The following is an 18,718-nucleotide window of genomic DNA, read 5'->3' on the forward strand; positions in this document are numbered from 1 at the left end:
TATACACCTGCCTATGCTTTCTATCTTACTTTATGGTTTATTCTAACTTACCGCAGCCGTGGTACTGTTAGATTTTCTTAGAACTGATCGTAGTTTTTGTCATTTTCCAACTGAGCCAGCAGTTCTTTTGCTTCTTTTACACTGTATCCTTCATGAATAATGTATCTCAGCGCAATCACAAGGGCTGTGATATCCGGATAATCCCATACGAATCTTCCCATGGTAACTCCACCTACCCCGCAGTCCATCGCTTCTCTTGTCATATTCAGGTAGTCATCTAAGGTCTTACAAGCATCTCCGCCTTGAATCACGACTCTTGCCGGACAGCAGTCAACTACTTTTGCCATAGTATCGGGATCTCCCGTGTAAGTTGTTTTAATAATATCAATTCCTAATTCCGCAGCGCTTCTGCAGCAGTATGCAATATTTTCCCAGGCAGTCTGCTGATCTTTGGGAACAGATTCCCCTTTAGGATAAACATGTCCGATTAAAGGCATTCCTTTTCTCATACATTCTTCAGAAAATCTTCCAATCTCTTCAAACTGAACATCCTGGAAGTCCCCCAGTGTCATAGCCCCGATGGAGACAGCATCCGCACCCATGCGGATAGCCTCATCTACAGTGCCGAACGCAATATCTTTTGTTGGATGCACAGGTGAATAGCTGGAGCATTTTAATAAGATAGAAGTCTCCCCCGCATGTTCCCACATGCAGTGTTCCGCGATCCCCTTTGTCATGGTCATAGCATTCGGTCTGCCGGCAACAATTTTATTGATGGTATCCTGAATGGGCTGCAGGCCTTTCATGGGAGCAATACCTCTGGAAATTGCATGGTCTACGGTGATAGCCATCATCTTATTGCTCTTTGGGTTCACAAGTCTGCTCATTCTTACTGCTTTTCCTAACATTGCCATAATAATTATTCTCCTTTTTATGTAAACTAAATTTTATACATACCGCTGTAATTCTGTCTACGGTTCTATGAGTACCTTTAATCCAGAACCGCTTTTGCATACTTCGTATGCATCCTGGAAATCATCTATTTTGAAAGTATGTGTCACAATTTCTTTCAAATTAACTTTCTTGTTTTTCACCATATCAGCTGCTTCAAAATAATCTTCTCTCTTGTATGCCGTACTGCCGTTTACATTAATTTCATTGTAATGGATGGTATTTACCTCAATGGTAGATTCCCCGGTTCCGGCAAATCCGGCAAATAAGTTTACGGTTCCGCCCTTGCGGCAGAGCTTTAAGGTGGAATTGATGATTGCCGGGACACCGATGGCCATCACGATTACATCCATTCCCAGACTGTCCGTTTCTCTCATTACTATGTCAGCCAGGTTTTCTTTTGTGGGGTCAATCACCAGATCAGCTCCCAGCTTCTCCGCCTTTTCTCTTCTGGAAGCTATCGGTTCACTTACAATTACTTTCTTAGCTCCTACAATTTTGGACAGCTGCAGATGCATCAGTCCGATGGGACCTGCCCCCACAATTAATACGGAATCGTTAAATCCTGTTCCTGCATTTTTCAAGCCTCTGATACAGCAGGAAAGGGGTTCTATCAATGCACCCTCTTCAAAGGAAACATCTTCAGGAAGCTTCACCACATTGCCGCTCTCAATTGCAATGCCAGGAATTAGTACATATTCCGCAAAGCCTCCGTCGAACTCATATCCGATTGCTTTTCTGTTCATACAGGCATTTTCTCTTCCGGTCAGACAGCTGTGACAGGAATGACAGGGGATTACATTTGCAATAGATACCTTTTCTCCTACTTCAAAGCCTTTCACATTCTTGCCAACCTCACAAATCAGACCGCACATTTCATGACCGATGATGGAAGGATAACGCACCCCTTTTGTCTTAGTACCTGCCAGTATGCGCATATCCGTTCCGCAGATAGCTGCTTTTTTCATCTGCAGAAGGATATCATTGTCACCAATCTCCGGCCTTTCCACTTCCGCAGCTTTAAAATCATTCGGGCCGTTTAGGACAACTGCTCTCATTTTAACCACTCCTTTATCTTCCTTATTCTGTTCTTATTTTCCTAGGTTCCTATGAATGAATCATAGCACTTCTGAAAACTTTTTTCAATAGTATTTTTTATTTTTGTAATATTTTTTCAAATACCATTTGATTTTTTGTGTAATTTCACAGTTTAGGAATAATTATGGGGGTTTTTTAGGTTTTTATGTATATGCTTGAAACTTTTTTACAATATATTTGAATTTATTTTTTCTTATCTATTATTATTTTTGTAGTTTTTTTTCACATTTCTTACCTTTAAGAATTTCCGGGACTCCTTCCCAGAAGCCTCGAAACACAGCTTTCAGATACGCAGGAAATAAAAGTAAGAACAGCAGGCAGCAGCACTCCAATGGCTGCAGATACCTGCTGTTCTTACTTCTGTTTCCTGTATGTCCGGAATTTGTACCATGCAATGAACGACCTACTGAACTAAAATTTATTCTGAGAAGTCGCCTCCCTAGTCTCCTGTATAGCTGCATAAGACTTGTCATAGTCAGAAAATGCAATAATTGCCACTATCACATCAATCATAGCCAGCTGCGCTATCCTTGTGCTCACAGATTCGGACTTAAACATGGTCTCTTCTGCAGCAGTATACAAAACCACATCTGCGGTCTTGGATAGGGGTGTCTTCCCCTGACTGACTAAAGCAATAGTACCTGCCCCCTTGCTTTCGGCATTTTTCATGCAGTTCAGGACATTATAATTACTGCCCGAGTGGGATATGCAGAAGGCAACATCCCCCTTTTCTAGCAAAGAAGAAGCCATCAGCTGCATATCAATGTCTTCATAGACATAAGTACGGATTCCTATTTTCATAAATTTATGCTGTGCGTCCTTGCCAACAAGCAGACTTCCGCCGCTGCCGAAAAAGACAATCTTATCTGCCTGGCGAATCATATCTGCAACCTTTTCCAGAGTTCCTCTCTCCAAACCGGCAAGTGTACGGTTCAGTACTGTAATCTCTGAACTGAAGATTTTTTTGCAGATTGTCTCCACGTCATCAAACTGTTCAATACTGGGATTAAAATGTTTTTCCCTGGGGAGCACATCCTTCGCAGCATTTATCTTAAAATCCTGATATCCCTTGTAGCCGATGCTTTTGCAAAAGCGAACGACAGAAGCATCGCTGACGCCTGCGCTTTCTGCCAGCTCAGTAATATTATAAGTTAAAACTTTATCGTAATGGTTCAGAACATATTCTGCTATTTTTTTTTCAGTGTTAGTCAACAGCTTTTCTTTTCCCCGAATCTTTTCAATACAACTAATTTCTACCATAGCCCAGCCTCCTTAATCTTACACGTTTTCACGCTTTATAAGGACAGCATATCATACTTGAAAATATTTTTCAATATCTCTCTCATATTTGTATGATAAAATAATATTTTTTTCATCCCATTAAAATTGGCTGTATATAAATTCCGGCGCTGTAGACAAGTCTGCATAGAGGAGGTAAGCGTAAAGTATCAGCATACACATCAAAAAAAACAGAACCTCTGCCGCAAACCTTAACGTTCTGCTATTTTTCAGTTTGTTTTGCAAAGTTATAAATGCTTTCACTCACATCAACCCATCCTTTCCATCCCAAATGCATGGTATCTTCAAGGAAATATTTTTCATATTCTCTATCCGAATAATCTGCCAGTACTACCTGATACTCTTTTGCAATATCCCTGATGTTCTGATAGTACTCGTTCCTTTTCTCCTTAGAAAACCCTGTATAATCGTACCACCAGCCATTTACAGGAACATTTACCAGGAGAGGCGTAATTCCATTCTCCCTGCAAACATCCAGGAAGCACCTCAGATCATCATATTCCGGAGATTTGCTGTAGCTGCTTTTGGTGCCTGAATTTTCCCTTTTCTTTACCCCTTTTTTTTGGAGTTTGCTGAAATATTTGTCCTTAATATTAAACTCATTACCCTTTGTCTCTTCTGCCCCTTCTGCCTCCGCTTCAGCCCTCAGCCTCTCAAAATCAATGGCCGAATTCCCGGACGGCTTACTCTTTCCGCTGGAAATCCCGTCTGCTTTCATTCCGGCCACAGCTGTCTGCATTGCCTTTTCATCCATAAAACCGGAATAAAGGGCACAGTAAAGGTGCTCCGGCAGGCTGCCCTTCTTTTTTAAGTATATCTTATTGTAGGATTTTACCCTCTCCTGGGTTTTCGGATCCTCTTCCAGAAGTGTAATGGTCCTCTGAGCAATATAATCTTTTGTTTTTTGAGAAAGATTTTTGTTTTTCAGCATAGCCACATAGCTGGACTCCGAAAACCGGGACGCATATGCTTTGGAAGGCACTCCCTTTTTTCGGAACCATTGGGGGGAGAGAATCAGTACTGCCTTTTGGTTCTGAATCGCCGGGGCAATGGCTGACAGGGTAATTGCGTGAGACAGACTTTGATAATATCCGGCTCCTATCAGCATAGTATGAAACTCCTGACCAGAGAATACCGCTTCCGGATGAAAGGGAGTGCCCTTGCCGTGCTCCAGCTCCGACGATCCGAATACTACCATAGTGTTCTCATCTACATTCTCTCGGATCGCCTCCCACGATTTGAATTTTGCTTCACTGGTCCAGGTTCCCACTGCCGAGGGTTCTGCCTCAAGCTGTGACTTCCCGTACCTATGCATCCCCAAAACAGCCGCTCCAAAAAACACAAGGGCCGTAAAAAATGCGATCACCCGCCTCATATCAGCCCCGCTCGGCTAGCAGCGCCAGAATTTTATTGGCGGTTGCCATCTCTTCTCTTTCTACTTCTGAGGGGGAAATAACAATGCCGAAGGTATCTTCAATATCCACCAGAAGCTCTGTAAACCCCAGAGAATCCAGCAAACCTGCCTCAAAAAGATCCAGATCCAGATCCTCCCTCACAACCTCATCCTCACAAATTCTTTCTAATATATCTATTAATTTTTCCTGCATTCTGTGTTCCTCCCTTTTTATTGCAGTCCCTGTACCAGTTCCAGGAAACGCCCTGAAAATATAAGGAACCCGAACATTACCAGCTGAAGAGTAATGATCCAGGATACTCCCTGATACCAGACTGATTTTTTATACTTTTTATAAAATTTAGATTTTTTCTGATATACCTCTGTTGCTGCTAAAAGACAGCCGTGGTATAAGCCGTAGCAGAGATAGGACAAGGAGATCCCATGCCACATTCCCATAATGAGCATGTTTACAATGAATCCTGCCGCTGCGCCCTGCAGGCGGGTGGAAAACCATTTCTTTCTGATGGACTTCATCATAAAGCGGGAGAAGATAAAATCCCTGAACCAGTGGGACAAGGTGATATGCCATCGATCCCAGAACTCCTTCATATCTCTGCTAATAAATGGTTTATTGAAATTCTCCGGCGTTTTGATTCCGAAAAAATAACTGGTTCCGATTGCCATAAGACTGTATCCCGCAAAGTCAAAAAACATGTAGAATCCATAGAAGTAAGCATAGGCCGCAACCTCATACCAACCACTTCCGGACACAAAATAGTCTACGCCCTCATGAAGCAGGGCGGCCAAAACAAATTTATACACCATGCCCAGGAGTATTTTTTCCAACCCTCTGCCCGCCATTTCCAGATATTCTGTCCTGGAAAGCGTACGGTTGTAATCTTCCCCGAATCTTCGGCTCCTGTCGATGGGACCGCTGCTGATGGCGGGAAAGAACAGAAGAAAGGAGGTAAACGACAAAACATCAATCTCCTGGATTACCCCGTCATAAGTCTCTATAATTATCTGAAGCCCCTTAAAAGTAAGATAAGAGATTCCCAGAAAATTGAACAGATGAAAGGGCAGGATTCCCGAAAGCTTGCATAAAATCAGCGGCAGCAGAGACAAAAGAATGAAATGGCCATAAATTACAGCATTCCGTCCGTATATTCTTCGCAGTCTCAGATATATCTTTACAATATGCAGCTGCAGAACATAAAACAGAGCCAGGAAAGCCAGCTGTCTCAAATCCCCTCTCAGCACCAGCCAGATGATAAACAGGGAAGACACCGCCGTATAGATCCTTAGGCTTTTTTCCCGGATGCCCAGCACAAAGGCCGGAATCAGCAGAATCAGCAGCCAAAGAAAGAAGATAAAATCTGTATAAAAACTCATTCCAGAAGTCCTTTCAGATACGCCCGATCTGCCTTTCCATTTGTATTGACCGGAATCTTATCCAGGAAAATAATCTTTTTGGGTATCATGTAATCAGGCAGATATTCCTTCAGCTGCCGTTTAATCTCCTGCGAGATTTGAAAAGGCTTTGCCCCTGCCAGCACAGCGTCAGGTTCCCAAGTCAGAAAAGCAACCAGGCTCTTTACTTTTTCCTCTTCCCATCTGGGCATCACCACTGCCTGACGGATCCCTGGCAGAATCCGCAGATTATTTTCAATATCCCCCAGTTCAATACGGTATCCGTGAAGCTTGACCTGAAAGTCCATACGCCCTCCAAAGTACAGCATTCCGTCTTTTTTATATCCCTGATCCTGTGTATAATATCCCCGGACCCCGCCCCTTTCCTGAAAAAACGCCTGTTCTGTCAGGGATGACTGTCCGTAGTATCCGGTGCTTACAGTATCTCCTATAATCACAATCTCTCCCGTTTCACCGTCAGGAACCTCAGCGCCCTCCTGATTCCGGATCTCTATCCTGGTTCCCGGCTTTGCCCTGCCTACCGGCAGGGGTACTTCATGTTCCCCCATCCACTCAGTAATCTCAACCTCTGTTACCGCTACCGTAGACTCCGTGGGGCCATAGGTGTTCATTACCTTTGCATGAGGAAACCGTTCCTTCAGCCTTAAGGCTGTCTGGTTGGTCAGAATCTCGCCGCAGAACAGGAACACTTCCAGCCTTTCCATAAGTTCACCATTAAATTTGCTGTCTGCCAGACAGATATCCGCAAAAGATGGAGTGGAAACCCAAACAGCCGCCCGGGACTCTTTCAGTTCCTGCAGCAGCACGCCGTAGTCGCCCTGTGTTTTCTTGTCCAGCGCCCGCAGCGTTCCCCCACAGAAGAGGCAAGTATACAGGTCCATAACGGAAAGGTCAAAGGAAAAGGGGGCCTGGTTTAAAAATACCTTTCCGGACTTCTCCTCTTCTGGTGTCCCCAAATCCTTTGACCAGTCCAGAAACCGGTTCAGACACTCATATGTAATTTCCACGCCTTTTGGTGTGCCTGTGCTGCCGGAGGTGAAAATAATATAAAAAATGTCCTCGGCCTTCACCCAGTGCTCCCTGCCGGCTGCTCTGGGGTATTCTTTCCCCAGCGCTCTTATTCTGTTCAGGGTCAGAGATGCTTCTGTGTCCTGAGGTGTGGGGCCCACCGCAAAAATAACCGGAGGCTGTACCGCCTGAATAATATCTCTGACTCTTGCATAAGGCACGGACAGATCCACCGGACAATAGGCCCGCCCTGCTTTTACACAGGCCAAAAAACATACCAGCATATATGGATTTTTATGTCCGTAAACCACCACAGGTCCTTTCTCCTCAGGAAAAGAATCTAAAAGCCATCCCCCCAGCCGGCCGGAGTATTCTTCTATCTGCCTGTAAGTAAGACTCTCCCCCTCCCCAATAAAAGCAGTCTGACTCCCCCGCAGACCGCTCTGCTGCTTTATTTTTTCTAATAGTTCCACACAGTCTTCCTCACCTTCATTCGTCATATTCTGACTTTTTACAACAGTATGAGTATAGTCCTAAGTTTTTAATAATTCGGTGGCACCTTTCCAAAGATATTCTTAATTTTATCTTAATTCGTCCCCATTCCCCGTATTTTAGCGGTAATTCTTTGATTGATTTTTCATTTTTTGTATGATATTCTTGCCCATAAGAAGGAGGTTTTCTATGAGTACTTATTCCGCCTATACCGATTTTTCACAGTTAAAAAGTGACTGCCTGAGCAGTTATAGCGCTTACTGTCAAAAGAATCAGCCAGAAAACGCCCTGTCTCAGCTTCTTCTGGCCGCCTACTATGAGTTCAGCGGGTGCATTGATAATTACACCGCCTATTGCTACGGACTTCAGGGCATTTATTCAAAAAAAGACCTGAAAGCCCTTTTCGTGCCCCCTTGCCCGGACAGCGAAATGATATCGGGTCTGCGGTCCCTAAAAGGCCACTACAAGCTGGATATGGCAGACGATATATACAAAAAATATCCTCTCCCTCTGTGCGTATGCACTGTAGAGGAATACAAGCAGATTCTGGAGGAATTATTTTCTGAGGAGGTGTTTCAGGATAAAAAATGGGCGAATCGTTTTAGAGAGAATTACATAAAGAGCATTAAATGAATTTAATGGGGCAAACTCCGCAAAAAATATCATGAACAGGGCGGCCTCTTCTGATACGATGTACCCAGAAACTATCCTTAGAATGCGGTGAGTGCTGTATACCTTGCCGCAGGGTATGATAAAACAGAAAAAGAGGTGTACTCAGATGACAGATATCATTGTGCAGGGACTTACCCAAAATAATTTAAAACATATTACATTTACTATACCAAAAGAAAAAATCACAGTTTTTACCGGTGTGTCCGGCTCCGGTAAATCCAGCATTGTCTTTGATACCATCGCCGCAGAGTCCCAGCGTCAGATGAATGCCACCTATCCGGCATTTGTGCGTTCAAGGCTGCCTAAGTACCCCAAGCCGTCGGTGGAACGAATAGATAATCTGACAGCGTCAGTGGTTGTAGATCAGTCTCCTCTGGGAGGAAATGCCCGCTCAACGGTAGGGACCGTCAGCGGTCTGTACTCCAGTCTGCGGCTGTTGTTTTCTAGATTAGGAAAGCCTTATGCAGGCACGGCATCTTACTTTTCTTTTAACGATCCCAACGGAATGTGCAAAACCTGTTCCGGGCTTGGCAGAATTTCAGAAGTTAATATAGCTTCCATTTTAGATATGAACAAATCATGGAATCAGGGCTGCCTAAAGGATTCTTTATATCGTCCAGGCTCCTGGTACTGGAGACAGTATGCAGACTCTGGCCTGTTTGACCTTGATAAGCCAATTAAAGAGTATTCCAGAGAAGAATACAATCTTCTTATGTATGGTTCTCAGAACGGCAAAGGCGAGCCTGAAAATCCTAAAGTAATCGGATTAATCCATAAGTATACAAAAACTCTCTTAAATCGTGATATTAGTATCAAAAGTAAACACACTCAGGAAAAGTCCCAAACCCTGATTTCTGAGATAGAATGTACCAGCTGCCGGGGACAGCGTTTAAGTGAGGCTGCGCTGCGCTGCAAAATAGAGGGATATTCCATCGCAGACATGTGCGACATGGAACTGACACAGCTGAGAGAAGTGCTGTCTCAGCTGTCAGTCCCAACTGTAGATGTGCTCATACAGACACTCATAGAAGGGCTGGACAGAATGATAGAGATCGGACTGCCCTATCTTCATCTGAACCGCGAAACACCGTCTCTGTCCGGCGGGGAAGCACAGAGACTGAAGCTGGTTCGGTACATGGGCAGCAGCCTGACGGGGATGACCTATATATTTGATGAACCCAGCTCCGGGATGCATCCCCGTGACGTCTACCGTATGAACAGCCTTTTGAAACAGCTCCGCGATAAGGGCAATACAGTTCTTGTGGTAGAACATGATAAAGATGTGATCTCCATTGCCGATTATGTGATTGATGTGGGACCGCAGGCCGGACAAAACGGAGGGGAAATCGTTTTTGCAGGCAGTTATCCGGACTTGCTCCGGTCAAACACACTGACCGGAAAAGCCTTGCTCCAGATTTTGCCGGTCAGGCAGACACCCCGCCAGCCAGTGGGCAGTCTTCCGGTGCGGGACGCCTGTCTGCATAATTTAAAGCATGTAGATGTGGATATCCCGCTGGGTATAATGACTGCTGTGACCGGCGTAGCCGGTTCAGGAAAAAGCACCCTGATCTCCCGGGTATTTGCCAAACAGTATGAAAATGAAGTTGTGATAATTGACCAGAGCCCAATCAAGGCAACAAACCGTTCCACTCCCGCCTCATACCTTGGCTTTTTTGATGAAATACGGAAACTGCTGGCTAGAGAAAATAGCAAAGAAGATGGATGGTTCAGTTTCAATTCCATAGGCGCCTGCCCGGTGTGCAGAGGAAAAGGCGTCATTGTTACTGAACTCGCTTTTATGGACCCAATAATCACAGAGTGTGAGACCTGCGGCGGAGTACGGTATAACAAGGAAGCCCTGACCTGTACCTACAAAGGAAAAAATATCGTCCAACTGCTGAACCTTACTGCAGCACAGGCAATGGATATATTCGAGAATACTAAGATTAAAAAACATCTGGAGCAGATGCAGATGGTGGGATTAGGCTATCTGACTTTAGGACAGCCGCTCAGCACCCTGTCAGGGGGAGAACGGCAAAGAATCAAGCTGGCAAAGAATCTCGGAAAAAAGGGAAGCATTATCATCATGGATGAGCCGACCACAGGGCTGCACATGTCCGATATCCAAAACCTGTTAAAGCTGTTCGACACACTTGTGTCCCTGGGAAACACCCTGGTAGTAATTGAGCACAACCTGGATGTGGTGAAGCAAGCCGACTGGATCATAGATATAGGTCCGGACGGAGGCAAAAATGGCGGCGAGGTGATATTCATGGGAACACCAATGGAAATGGTAAAGAACGCAAAAACCCTTACAGCGGATAGTCTGAGAGCATCATGCTCCCGGTAATGTGGGGATGCAGGCCTTTCTCCTGTCCAATGCAGTCAGCTGCCGCGGGATTACTCTCAACGTCCCCGCGCCATCCACCTGTTCTGATACAAAAACATCAACACGCCCATCCCGCAGATTACCAAATACCCCAGCCAGCTATATACATCCGGAACCTGTCCAAAGATAAAATATCCCAGGACAGCAGAAAATACCACCTGCGTATAATCATAAACCGATACTTCTCTGGCCGGTGCATAATAGTATGCAGCTGTGATGGAAAACTGCCCTCCTGCGGCACAGAGTCCGGCCAGGAGAAGAATGGCTGTCTGCCCAAAGCTCATGGGATGAAACTGCCATACAAGAAACGGCAGGGTAACAAGACAGGAGAATCCGGAAAAGAAAAAGACAATAAACGCCCCCTTTTCTTTCCGCTCTCCCAGTATCCGAACCATAGTGTAAGCGGCACCCGCACCTATCCCTCCCAAAAGGCCTATAAATGCGGGAATTATGTCCATTCCCAGAACGGCAGGTTTTACAATCAGCATACTTCCCCCAAAAGCAATTGCTACAGCAAAGATTTGAAAAGGCCTAACCTTTTCTTTCAGAAGAAAATAGCTGAAGACAATGGCAAAAAATGGGGACATTTTATTCAGCATGGTGGCATCTGCCAGCATCAGGTGATCCACCGCATAAAAATTGCCTAAGATTCCTATGGTTCCGAACAAAGAACGCAGGATCAGGTATTTTATATTGCCTTTCTCCCCGGAAAACCATTCTTTTTCTCTGAAAAGAATAAAGGCCGCAAAAAAGAATGCCACCAGATTTCTGAAAAAGCTTTTTTGTACCGAGGGCAGATCTCCGGAAAGCCGCACACAAAGACTCATAAGTGCGAACCAGAACGCCGCCGACAGAATACAGAGTATTCCCTTATATTTTTTCTTTATGATCATCCAATCTCTCTCCTCCTCACAGAAATGCTATTCTCACAGCAATATAGACAGTTTCTCTACATAGTAAAACGGCGGAAACCCTCCGCCGTTTACGATCTACTGTCTGTAATGCTCTAAAAAGTCCCCTAATTTTCCCACTGCATCTTCCAGCTGGGGCTGGGCCGGCAGATATACGATCCTGAAATGATCCGGTTCTTCCCAGTTAAAACCACCCCCATGGACCAGCAATACCCGCTTTTCCTTCAGAAAGTCCAGGCAAAACTGCTCATCGTCCGTTATATTAAATTTCTTGACGTCCACCTTGGGAAAGATATAGAATGCTGCCTTTGGCTTTTTCGCCGTTATTCCGGGAATATCATTCAACGCCTCGTATATGTATTCCCTCTGCTCATAAATCCTTCCTCCTGGCTGAATATATTCATTCACACTCTGGTATCCGCCCAGAGCTGTCTGTACAATAGCCTGCGCCGGGACATTGGAGCAAAGCCGCATATTAGACAGCATATTCAAGCCTTCAATGTATCCCTGCACATGTGTTTTTCTGCCGCTTAACACCATCCAACCAATTCTGAAGCCTGCAACCATATGAGATTTAGACAGACCATTTAGGGTAACACAGAACAAATCCGGAGCCAGCGAGGCAATGGATATATGCTCCTGCCCGTCAAATACAAGACGATCGTAGATTTCGTCGGAGAAAATAATTAATTCATGTTCTCTGGCAATGGCTACAATCTCTTCCAGAACCTCTCTGGGGTAAAGAGCTCCCGTAGGATTGTTGGGATTGATAATGACTATAGCTTTTGTTCTATCTGTAACCTTTTTTCTGATATCGTCCATATCCGGATACCAGTCCGCATCTTCGTCGCATACATAGTGCACAGCCTTCCCCCCCGACAGATTCACGCACCCTGTCCACAGGGGATAGTCCGGGGAGGGAACCAGAATCTCGTCTCCATCGTCCACCAATCCCTGCATAGCCATATTTATCAGTTCGCTGACACCATTGCCCGTATAAATATCGTTCATTTCCACACCCGGAATGTTCTTCAGCTGACAATACTGCATAATTGCCTTTCTGGCTGAAAAAATCCCCCGGGAGTCGGAATATCCCTGAGAATCTCTGAGGGTGGCAATCATATCTGCAATCACTTCTTCCGGTGCGGAAAACCCAAACGGTGCCGGATTTCCAATATTCAGCTTCAGGATATCAATGCCATTCTCACTCATACGGCTCGCTTCTTCCACCACCGGTCCCCGCACGTCGTAGCATACATTCTCCAGTTTCCCTGATTTTTCAAATGTTCTCATACTTCACCCTCCTTTTTTCATATTATATTACGGTATTAGAAGCAGTTTACCATTATTCAAAAAAAAACGCAACAAAATCTTCGGATTTCACTGCGCTTTTCCGTATTTTTTTGTTTACCATTTGGTTTACCATTCCATAGAAGATTCCAAAAGCTGTTTTGTATAAGGATGTTTCGGATGGCTGTAAACCTCCTCAATCTCTCCCTCTTCTACGATTTGACCATCTTTCATTACAATTACCCTGTCACACATCTGATAAATTACATTCAGGTCGTGGGAGATAAAAAGATACGAAAGCCCCATTTCCTCTTGAAGCGAAATCATTAGTTCCATGATTTGCTTCTGTATGGTTACATCCAGAGCAGACACTGGTTCATCGGCAATGATAAACCGGGATCCCTGTATCAGGGAGATGGCAATGCTCACCCTCTGGCGCTGCCCTCCGCTGAGCTCCCTGGGATAGCGTTCCAGATAGTCTCTGGTAAGCCCAACCCTTTCTATCATATTCTCTACCTGTTGACGCCGCTCTGCTTTTCCTGCCCTTGAATTGTGGCGGAGAGGTTCCTCCAGAATCCATCCTATTTTTTTGCCTGGATTCAGTGAGCTGAAGGGGTCTTGAAAAACCATCTGAGGATTCTTTGTATGATGAATAATCTCTCCCTCATAATCTTTCACAAAACCCAGGATTGCCTTGGAGAGGGTTGATTTACCGCACCCGCTCTCCCCCACAAGTCCGAGAATCTCTCCTTGATGAACTACAAAGGAAACATCCTTCAGCACCTGCTGACGTTTCTGCCCCGGATCCTTATAGAAAGAGTTCATATGTCTGACTTCTAACACAACGGTATCACTCATGCAGCTTCCTCCTCCGCAGTCTGGTCTCTCTGGTGGGAATGGACGACAAAAGTTTCCTGGTGTAATCTTCTTTCGGACTCTCAAAAAGGGACTCGATATTCCCCTGTTCCACAGTCACCCCCTGGTGCATTACCAGAGCCCGGTCACATAATTTTCTGACCACACCAAGATCGTGGGAGATAAAAAGAATAGCTGTCTTCTTCTCCCTATTAATCTTTTGCAAAAGCTTCAGAATCTCAGCCTGAATGGTAACATCCAGCGCAGTGGTCGGTTCATCTGCTATCATCACCCTGGGATTCAGAACCAGAGCAGATGCAATCATGACTCTCTGGCGCATTCCCCCGGACAGCTGATGAGGGTATTTATGATAAAGCTCCCCTGGATTTGGGAGCTCTGCAGCCTTCATCATCTCCAGGGCCTTCTTCTTTCTCTCTTCCTTCCCCATATCCGTGTGAATCTTCAGGCTCTCTTCTACCTGCATGCCCACCGGGAGAACGGGGTTCAGAGAAGTCATTGGCTCCTGAAAAATCATACTGATCTCATTTCCCCGCAGGCTTCTCAGTTCCTCCTCGGATGCGCGCAAGAGATCTTTGCCCATCCAGAGAATCTCTCCGGATTCTATTCTGGCTGTTTTTTTCAGAAGCCCCATAAGTGCCAGGGCCATCATAGTCTTTCCGGAGCCCGATTCCCCCACAATCCCAAGGATCTCCCCGGGTTCCATGGTCATAGAAAAGTCCGACAGTACCACGTCGGGAACCGGTGAATCATAAAAGCTGATGGTCAGATGCTTTATCTCCAGCATGATACGCTTCCCCTTCCTTTCTGCAAACCGTCACTCAAAAGTCCGAATCCAAGCACCAAAAGGATAACTGTAAGCCCGGGAAACACAGCGCACCAGGGAGCTCTTGAGAGATACGTCTGCGACTCCGCCAGCATTCTTCCAAGGCTGGCATCCGGGGGCTGCACACCGATCCCCAGATAGCTCATGCCTGCTTCCGCAAGCACGGCATTGTTAAACCCGATGGCAATCGCTGACAGCAGGGTGGGAACCACGTTTGGAAGTATATGCACGAACATAATCCGCACATGAGAGGCACCCATAAGCCTGGCACTTTTTACATAGTCCTTCTCTTTATTGGAGATAAACTCGCTTCTCACTATTCTGGCGAAGCTTGGGATAAATATAACGCCCAGAGCCAGAATCACATTATATTTGCCAGGGCCTAAAATACTTATGAAAACCAATGCAAGCAATATACTGGGAAACGATGCCACAGCATCATTAATTCTCATAAGGATTTCATCCAGCCAGCCTCCGAAGTAACCTGTAAAGGCTCCTGCCAGCGTACCGATCCCCCCGCCGATCACTATAGTAGATACCGCTACAAAAAAGGTGGTTCCGCTGCCTGTTAAGACTCTGCTGAAAATGTCCCGGCCGAAATGGTCACAGCCAAACAGATGCTGCAGAGATGGACCTGCAAACTTTGAAGGTCCGCTCATGGCATCCGGGTCATAGGGCGTGTAAAAAAGGCCGACCACCATAAAGGCTATCATCAGAGCCGCCAAACAGCCCCCCAGAATAAGATTATAATTTCTCTCTTTTCTCTTCATTGCCTTTTCCTTTCCGTCTATTGCCCGGTAATTCTGGGATCGATCCTTCTATACAACAGATCGACAATAAAGTTTACAATGACTACAAGGCCTGCAATCAGCACAATAATACACTGGACCACCGGATAATCTCTGTTTGATATAGAAGTAATCAGCATAGTTCCCAAACCTGGGATGGTAAAAACCTGTTCGATAATAATGCTGCCGGCCACGATATCGGCAATGGTCATAGCCCAAAAAGTAAGTACCGGAATCAACGCGTTTCTCAGCACATGGCGGTACAAAACCGTGTTTTCCCGGCACCCTCTGCTGATGGCAGTCCGTACATAATCAGACTGCAGTTCCTGAATCACTGATCCCCGGAGCATCTTCACACCCATAGCACATTTTGGAAGTGCTATGGCAATGCACGGAGGGATAAGGTAGATGAGAAACCCGGAAAAGCTCTCTGTATATGAGATATATCCTCCCGGCACAAACCACTTCAGCACAAGTCCGAACAGATAGGTGATGAGAATACCCAGGAAGAATCCCGGGACAGACATTACAATCTGGTTGACAACCGTCAATGCCCGGTCCAGACTTTTACCCTCATGTTTTCCTGCCAACAGTCCCAACGGCACCGACAAAATCAAAATCATCAGAAAAGAAATCATAGTAATGGCCAGCGTAATCGGCAGCTTGCTTCCTATCATCTCTCTCACCGGCATACTGTAGCTGTAGGAGGTACCCATATCTCCCCGTACAAAATCTGCCAGCCATCTGCCGTAACGCACCAGCACAGGCTGATTCAGCCCCATCTCCTGCCGCAGCGCCTCTGCCTTTTCAGCAGTAGCTGCCGTACCCAGCTTAGACAGCGCCGCATCCCCCGGAATAATCTGGAACGCGAGGAAGGATAAAAAAGAGACAATTAACAATGTTATAATGAGAGTTCCTGTTTTCTTTGCAATATATTTTATATTCACACCATCTTCCTCCTTTCCGGTACCCCGGAGGACCGCCTGTCCCCTGCTATTCTTTTATTTTATAGATCTTTGCCATATCCTGCACATATAAAGGATAGAATACATATCCGTCATATTCCGGATTCAAAGCCACCTCACAGGCCATATCCTCAATATATACATTCGCCGCATCCTCTGCCAGAATTGTCTCCATCTCTTTGTACAGCTCTACCTGCCGGGCATCGTCTGTGGTCTTTTTAATCTCCTGATAAAGACTATCGTATTTTTCATTTTTAAAATTAATAAAGTTTACCGGAGAGTCAGAAGTAAATCTCTCCAGAAGGGCGCCACCTGTTAAAGCAGAGGCATCCACTCCCACTACTGTAGACTGATAGTCTCTGTTCGCATAGACATCGCTGAGCCAGCTGTCCCATTCAATGAGCTGTATCTCCGCGTTAATTCCAATCTGCTTAAGCTGCTCCTTCAGAACCTGAGCCGTATCTACATGCTGCTGGTAATTCGAAGGCACCGTAATCGTCATATCAAATCCATCCGGATATCCGGCCTCCGCCAGAAGTTCTTTTGCCTTGGTCACATCCTGGGGATACATATCCGCCAGCTCCGGCACATAATACTTCCCGAATGCCGGAAACATACTGCTGCCAATAGCCGTACCTTTGCCGTCTGCAATCATATCCATGACTTCCTGCCGGTTCACCGCATAACACATAGCCTGTCTTACTTTAATGTTGTTAAAAGGCTCCACTGCGTTATTCAGGTATAAAGCCTGAATCAGATTCATACTGCCCTCATAAATGGTAAAATCGTCCTTTAACTCAGCCGACTGGGTGGAATCGATTCTGGCAAACATATCAATCGATCCGCCTTTCAGGCCGGTTACTATGGCATTGCTGTCAGATAGCACCTTAAATGTAACCTCGTCCAGATATGCGGGAGTTCCCCAATAGTCTGCAAACTTTTTTACAATAATATTCTCCTGGGGAGACCTTGAGACATATTGAAAGGGGCCGGTACCAATAGGATCGGTATCCGGATTCTCATTGTCTTTGGGAATAATGGCAGTGGTAAGGTAGGCCAGGAATTCCGTATCTGCTTCTGTCAGATGGATAACCACTGTTTTCCCGTCGGGCGTCTCCACACCGGCGATATTAGAAAACGCTGATACCAACGGTTCCCCGTTAGAGGTATCAGCGCATCGTTCGATGGAATATTTTACATCGTCTACGGTAACGTCCGCTCCATTGTGGAATTTGATTCCTTCCCTTAAGGTGAAGGTATACGTCTTTCCATCATCAGATATAGCGTGGCTTTCTGCTACCGCATCGATAAAGTTTCCTGTTTCATCCGGCTTTACTAAGCCTTCAAAAATGTTAAATAGGATTTCTTTTGTTCCTGCCGCTACTGCCTTGTGAGGGTCAAGACTATCCTCTATATCCTGAGGAATTCCTACTACAATGGAACCTCCCATGGTTGGTTCCGTTTTGGTTGTCTGAGAACTTTTGTCTGTAGAAGAGTCTTTACCGCTGTCCTTTTTGTCCTGGCATCCGCCAAGTACAATAGTAAGGGTAAGTAAGCCAAGCAGTACAAACATCTTAGATTTCTGTACTCTTTTCATAGTATCTCCTTTTCCTTTAAGTTCTCTCATTCATTATATAATTGTCTTCTTCATTGTATCCAATCCTTGTTCTATATGCAAGTATCTTTTTTCGAACATAGTAATTTTTTACTGCTCCCCAAGCATTTTTTTCAATTCATCCATAAAGGTATTGACATCCTTGAATTCCCTGTACACGGAAGCAAAGCGCACATAGGCAACAGGATCCAGCTCTTTCAGACGATCCATAACAATCTCTCCAACCTCTGTACTGGGGATTTCCCGCTCCTCCCGATTGAAGATTTCAGTCTCTATATCATCAATGGCATCTGTAATCGACTGCACCGGTATGGGGCGCTTATAACAGGCTCTCATGATTCCATCCTCTATCTTGGAGCGGTTGTACTGTTCTCTGCTCTGATCCTTTTTTATCACTATCAAAGGAATCGTCTCTACCTTTTCATACGTAGTAAACCGTTTCCCGCATTCATCACACATTCTCCTTCTGCGGATAGAATTGGTCTCCTCCACGGGCCTGGAATCCACGACCCTGGTGTTCTCCTGATTGCAAAATGGACATCTCATGGACAGTACCTCCTGTTTTTCCCTGTACGTTATACATATAATGGGCTATATCTTGTGTCCAACCCTTCTGTTTATACTAAGTAAAGTATAATACATCCCCTTTTGTTCGTCAATGAAAGGAGGGTATAAATGGAGATACTTCCCATATAATAGTATAAAATCCCCTGT

General features: G+C 45.2%; 17 protein-coding genes. 2 read left to right on the forward strand and 15 right to left on the reverse strand.

The window, feature by feature from the left end:
* Positions 1-77: 77 nt before the first annotated feature.
* The 7 genes from BUA56_RS00585 to dltA form a co-directional block, all read right to left on the reverse strand.
* On the reverse strand, positions 78-914 hold the full coding sequence (locus BUA56_RS00585) for a class I fructose-bisphosphate aldolase (protein WP_072848228.1): 837 nt from the start codon (positions 912-914) through the stop codon (positions 78-80).
* Between the two features lie 57 nt (positions 915-971).
* Positions 972-2,009, reverse strand: coding sequence for a zinc-dependent dehydrogenase (locus tag BUA56_RS00590; protein ID WP_072848230.1), 1,038 nt, complete (start codon positions 2,007-2,009; stop codon positions 972-974).
* A gap of 451 nt (positions 2,010-2,460) precedes the next feature.
* Positions 2,461-3,309 (reverse strand): MurR/RpiR family transcriptional regulator, encoded by an 849-nt coding sequence (locus tag BUA56_RS00600; RefSeq protein ID WP_072848233.1) that lies wholly within the window; start codon positions 3,307-3,309, stop codon positions 2,461-2,463.
* 241 nt (positions 3,310-3,550) lie between these two features.
* Positions 3,551-4,723 carry a D-alanyl-lipoteichoic acid biosynthesis protein DltD gene (gene dltD / locus BUA56_RS00605; protein WP_072848235.1) on the reverse strand — a complete coding sequence of 391 codons (1,173 nt, stop codon included), beginning with the start codon at positions 4,721-4,723 and terminating at the stop codon, positions 3,551-3,553.
* A 1-nt stretch (position 4,724) separates the two neighbouring features.
* The gene (gene dltC, locus BUA56_RS00610; RefSeq protein ID WP_072848237.1) at positions 4,725-4,955 is read right to left on the reverse strand and encodes a D-alanine--poly(phosphoribitol) ligase subunit DltC; all 231 of its coding nucleotides are present in this window, start codon (positions 4,953-4,955) and stop codon (positions 4,725-4,727) included.
* Between the two features lie 17 nt (positions 4,956-4,972).
* Positions 4,973-6,136 (reverse strand): D-alanyl-lipoteichoic acid biosynthesis protein DltB, encoded by a 1,164-nt coding sequence (gene dltB, locus BUA56_RS00615; protein ID WP_072848239.1) that lies wholly within the window; start codon positions 6,134-6,136, stop codon positions 4,973-4,975.
* Positions 6,133-7,683 (reverse strand): D-alanine--poly(phosphoribitol) ligase subunit DltA, encoded by a 1,551-nt coding sequence (gene dltA, locus BUA56_RS00620; protein ID WP_072848241.1) that lies wholly within the window; start codon positions 7,681-7,683, stop codon positions 6,133-6,135. The genes dltB and dltA overlap by 4 nt, the downstream gene beginning before the upstream one ends.
* Positions 7,684-7,864: 181 nt before the next feature.
* Here dltA and BUA56_RS00625 point away from each other — a divergent pair, with 181 nt between their 5' ends.
* Together BUA56_RS00625 and BUA56_RS00630 are read left to right on the forward strand one after the other, a co-directional pair.
* Positions 7,865-8,308: a hypothetical protein gene (locus BUA56_RS00625; RefSeq protein ID WP_072848243.1), complete on the forward strand. Its 444-nt coding sequence runs from the start codon at positions 7,865-7,867 to the stop codon at positions 8,306-8,308.
* Positions 8,309-8,453: 145 nt separating this feature from the next.
* Entirely contained in the window at positions 8,454-10,697 is a 2,244-nt protein-coding gene (locus BUA56_RS00630; RefSeq protein WP_072848245.1) for an ATP-binding cassette domain-containing protein, read from the forward strand.
* 56 nt (positions 10,698-10,753) lie between these two features.
* Here the strand turns inward: BUA56_RS00630 and BUA56_RS00635 are convergent, their stop codons facing one another.
* The 8 genes from BUA56_RS00635 to nrdR all read right to left on the reverse strand — a co-directional run bounded on the left by BUA56_RS00635 (position 10,754) and on the right by nrdR (position 18,550).
* Positions 10,754-11,629, reverse strand: a complete 876-nt coding sequence (locus BUA56_RS00635; RefSeq protein WP_072848247.1) for a DMT family transporter — start codon at positions 11,627-11,629, stop codon at positions 10,754-10,756.
* 96 nt (positions 11,630-11,725) lie between these two features.
* The gene (locus tag BUA56_RS00640) at positions 11,726-12,940 is read right to left on the reverse strand and encodes an aminotransferase class I/II-fold pyridoxal phosphate-dependent enzyme (RefSeq protein WP_072848248.1); all 1,215 of its coding nucleotides are present in this window, start codon (positions 12,938-12,940) and stop codon (positions 11,726-11,728) included.
* A 126-nt stretch (positions 12,941-13,066) separates the two neighbouring features.
* A complete protein-coding gene (locus BUA56_RS00645) occupies positions 13,067-13,795 on the reverse strand; it encodes an ABC transporter ATP-binding protein (RefSeq protein WP_072848249.1) in 729 nt (242 codons plus the stop codon).
* The gene (locus BUA56_RS00650) at positions 13,788-14,597 is read right to left on the reverse strand and encodes an ABC transporter ATP-binding protein (protein ID WP_072848251.1); all 810 of its coding nucleotides are present in this window, start codon (positions 14,595-14,597) and stop codon (positions 13,788-13,790) included. The genes BUA56_RS00645 and BUA56_RS00650 overlap by 8 nt, the downstream gene beginning before the upstream one ends.
* Entirely contained in the window at positions 14,585-15,406 is an 822-nt protein-coding gene (locus BUA56_RS00655; RefSeq protein WP_072848252.1) for an ABC transporter permease, read from the reverse strand. Before BUA56_RS00655 ends, BUA56_RS00650 begins: the two co-directional genes overlap by 13 nt.
* Before the next feature lie 17 nt (positions 15,407-15,423).
* Positions 15,424-16,371, reverse strand: coding sequence for an ABC transporter permease (locus tag BUA56_RS00660; protein ID WP_341443302.1), 948 nt, complete (start codon positions 16,369-16,371; stop codon positions 15,424-15,426).
* Positions 16,372-16,417: 46 nt separating this feature from the next.
* A complete protein-coding gene (locus BUA56_RS00665) occupies positions 16,418-17,986 on the reverse strand; it encodes an ABC transporter substrate-binding protein (RefSeq protein WP_072848253.1) in 1,569 nt (522 codons plus the stop codon).
* Between the two features lie 108 nt (positions 17,987-18,094).
* Positions 18,095-18,550 carry a transcriptional regulator NrdR gene (gene nrdR / locus BUA56_RS00670; protein ID WP_072848255.1) on the reverse strand — a complete coding sequence of 152 codons (456 nt, stop codon included), beginning with the start codon at positions 18,548-18,550 and terminating at the stop codon, positions 18,095-18,097.
* Positions 18,551-18,718: the final 168 nt, after the last annotated feature.

The sequence above is a fragment of the Lactonifactor longoviformis DSM 17459 genome (assembly GCF_900129135.1).
GTDB classification, from domain to species: Bacteria; Bacillota; Clostridia; order Lachnospirales; family Lachnospiraceae; genus Lactonifactor; species Lactonifactor longoviformis.

What these genes read in the sequence shown, in the direction of transcription:
- nrdR (WP_072848255.1), bottom strand. Translation starts at nt 18,550, where the DNA reads ATGAGATGTCCATTTTGCAATCAGGAGAACACCAGGGTCGTGGATTCC.
- BUA56_RS00630 (WP_072848245.1), top strand. Translation starts at nt 8,454, where the DNA reads ATGACAGATATCATTGTGCAGGGACTTACCCAAAATAATTTAAAACAT.
- BUA56_RS00585 (WP_072848228.1), bottom strand. Translation starts at nt 914, where the DNA reads ATGGCAATGTTAGGAAAAGCAGTAAGAATGAGCAGACTTGTGAACCCA.
- BUA56_RS00635 (WP_072848247.1), bottom strand. Translation starts at nt 11,629, where the DNA reads ATGATCATAAAGAAAAAATATAAGGGAATACTCTGTATTCTGTCGGCG.
- BUA56_RS00590 (WP_072848230.1), bottom strand. Translation starts at nt 2,009, where the DNA reads ATGAGAGCAGTTGTCCTAAACGGCCCGAATGATTTTAAAGCTGCGGAA.
- BUA56_RS00665 (WP_072848253.1), bottom strand. Translation starts at nt 17,986, where the DNA reads ATGAAAAGAGTACAGAAATCTAAGATGTTTGTACTGCTTGGCTTACTT.
- dltC (WP_072848237.1), bottom strand. Translation starts at nt 4,955, where the DNA reads ATGCAGGAAAAATTAATAGATATATTAGAAAGAATTTGTGAGGATGAG.
- dltB (WP_072848239.1), bottom strand. Translation starts at nt 6,136, where the DNA reads ATGAGTTTTTATACAGATTTTATCTTCTTTCTTTGGCTGCTGATTCTG.
- dltD (WP_072848235.1), bottom strand. Translation starts at nt 4,723, where the DNA reads ATGAGGCGGGTGATCGCATTTTTTACGGCCCTTGTGTTTTTTGGAGCG.
- BUA56_RS00655 (WP_072848252.1), bottom strand. Translation starts at nt 15,406, where the DNA reads ATGAAGAGAAAAGAGAGAAATTATAATCTTATTCTGGGGGGCTGTTTG.
- BUA56_RS00640 (WP_072848248.1), bottom strand. Translation starts at nt 12,940, where the DNA reads ATGAGAACATTTGAAAAATCAGGGAAACTGGAGAATGTATGCTACGAC.
- BUA56_RS00645 (WP_072848249.1), bottom strand. Translation starts at nt 13,795, where the DNA reads ATGAGTGATACCGTTGTGTTAGAAGTCAGACATATGAACTCTTTCTAT.
- BUA56_RS00650 (WP_072848251.1), bottom strand. Translation starts at nt 14,597, where the DNA reads ATGCTGGAGATAAAGCATCTGACCATCAGCTTTTATGATTCACCGGTT.
- BUA56_RS00600 (WP_072848233.1), bottom strand. Translation starts at nt 3,309, where the DNA reads ATGGTAGAAATTAGTTGTATTGAAAAGATTCGGGGAAAAGAAAAGCTG.
- BUA56_RS00625 (WP_072848243.1), top strand. Translation starts at nt 7,865, where the DNA reads ATGAGTACTTATTCCGCCTATACCGATTTTTCACAGTTAAAAAGTGAC.
- dltA (WP_072848241.1), bottom strand. Translation starts at nt 7,683, where the DNA reads ATGACGAATGAAGGTGAGGAAGACTGTGTGGAACTATTAGAAAAAATA.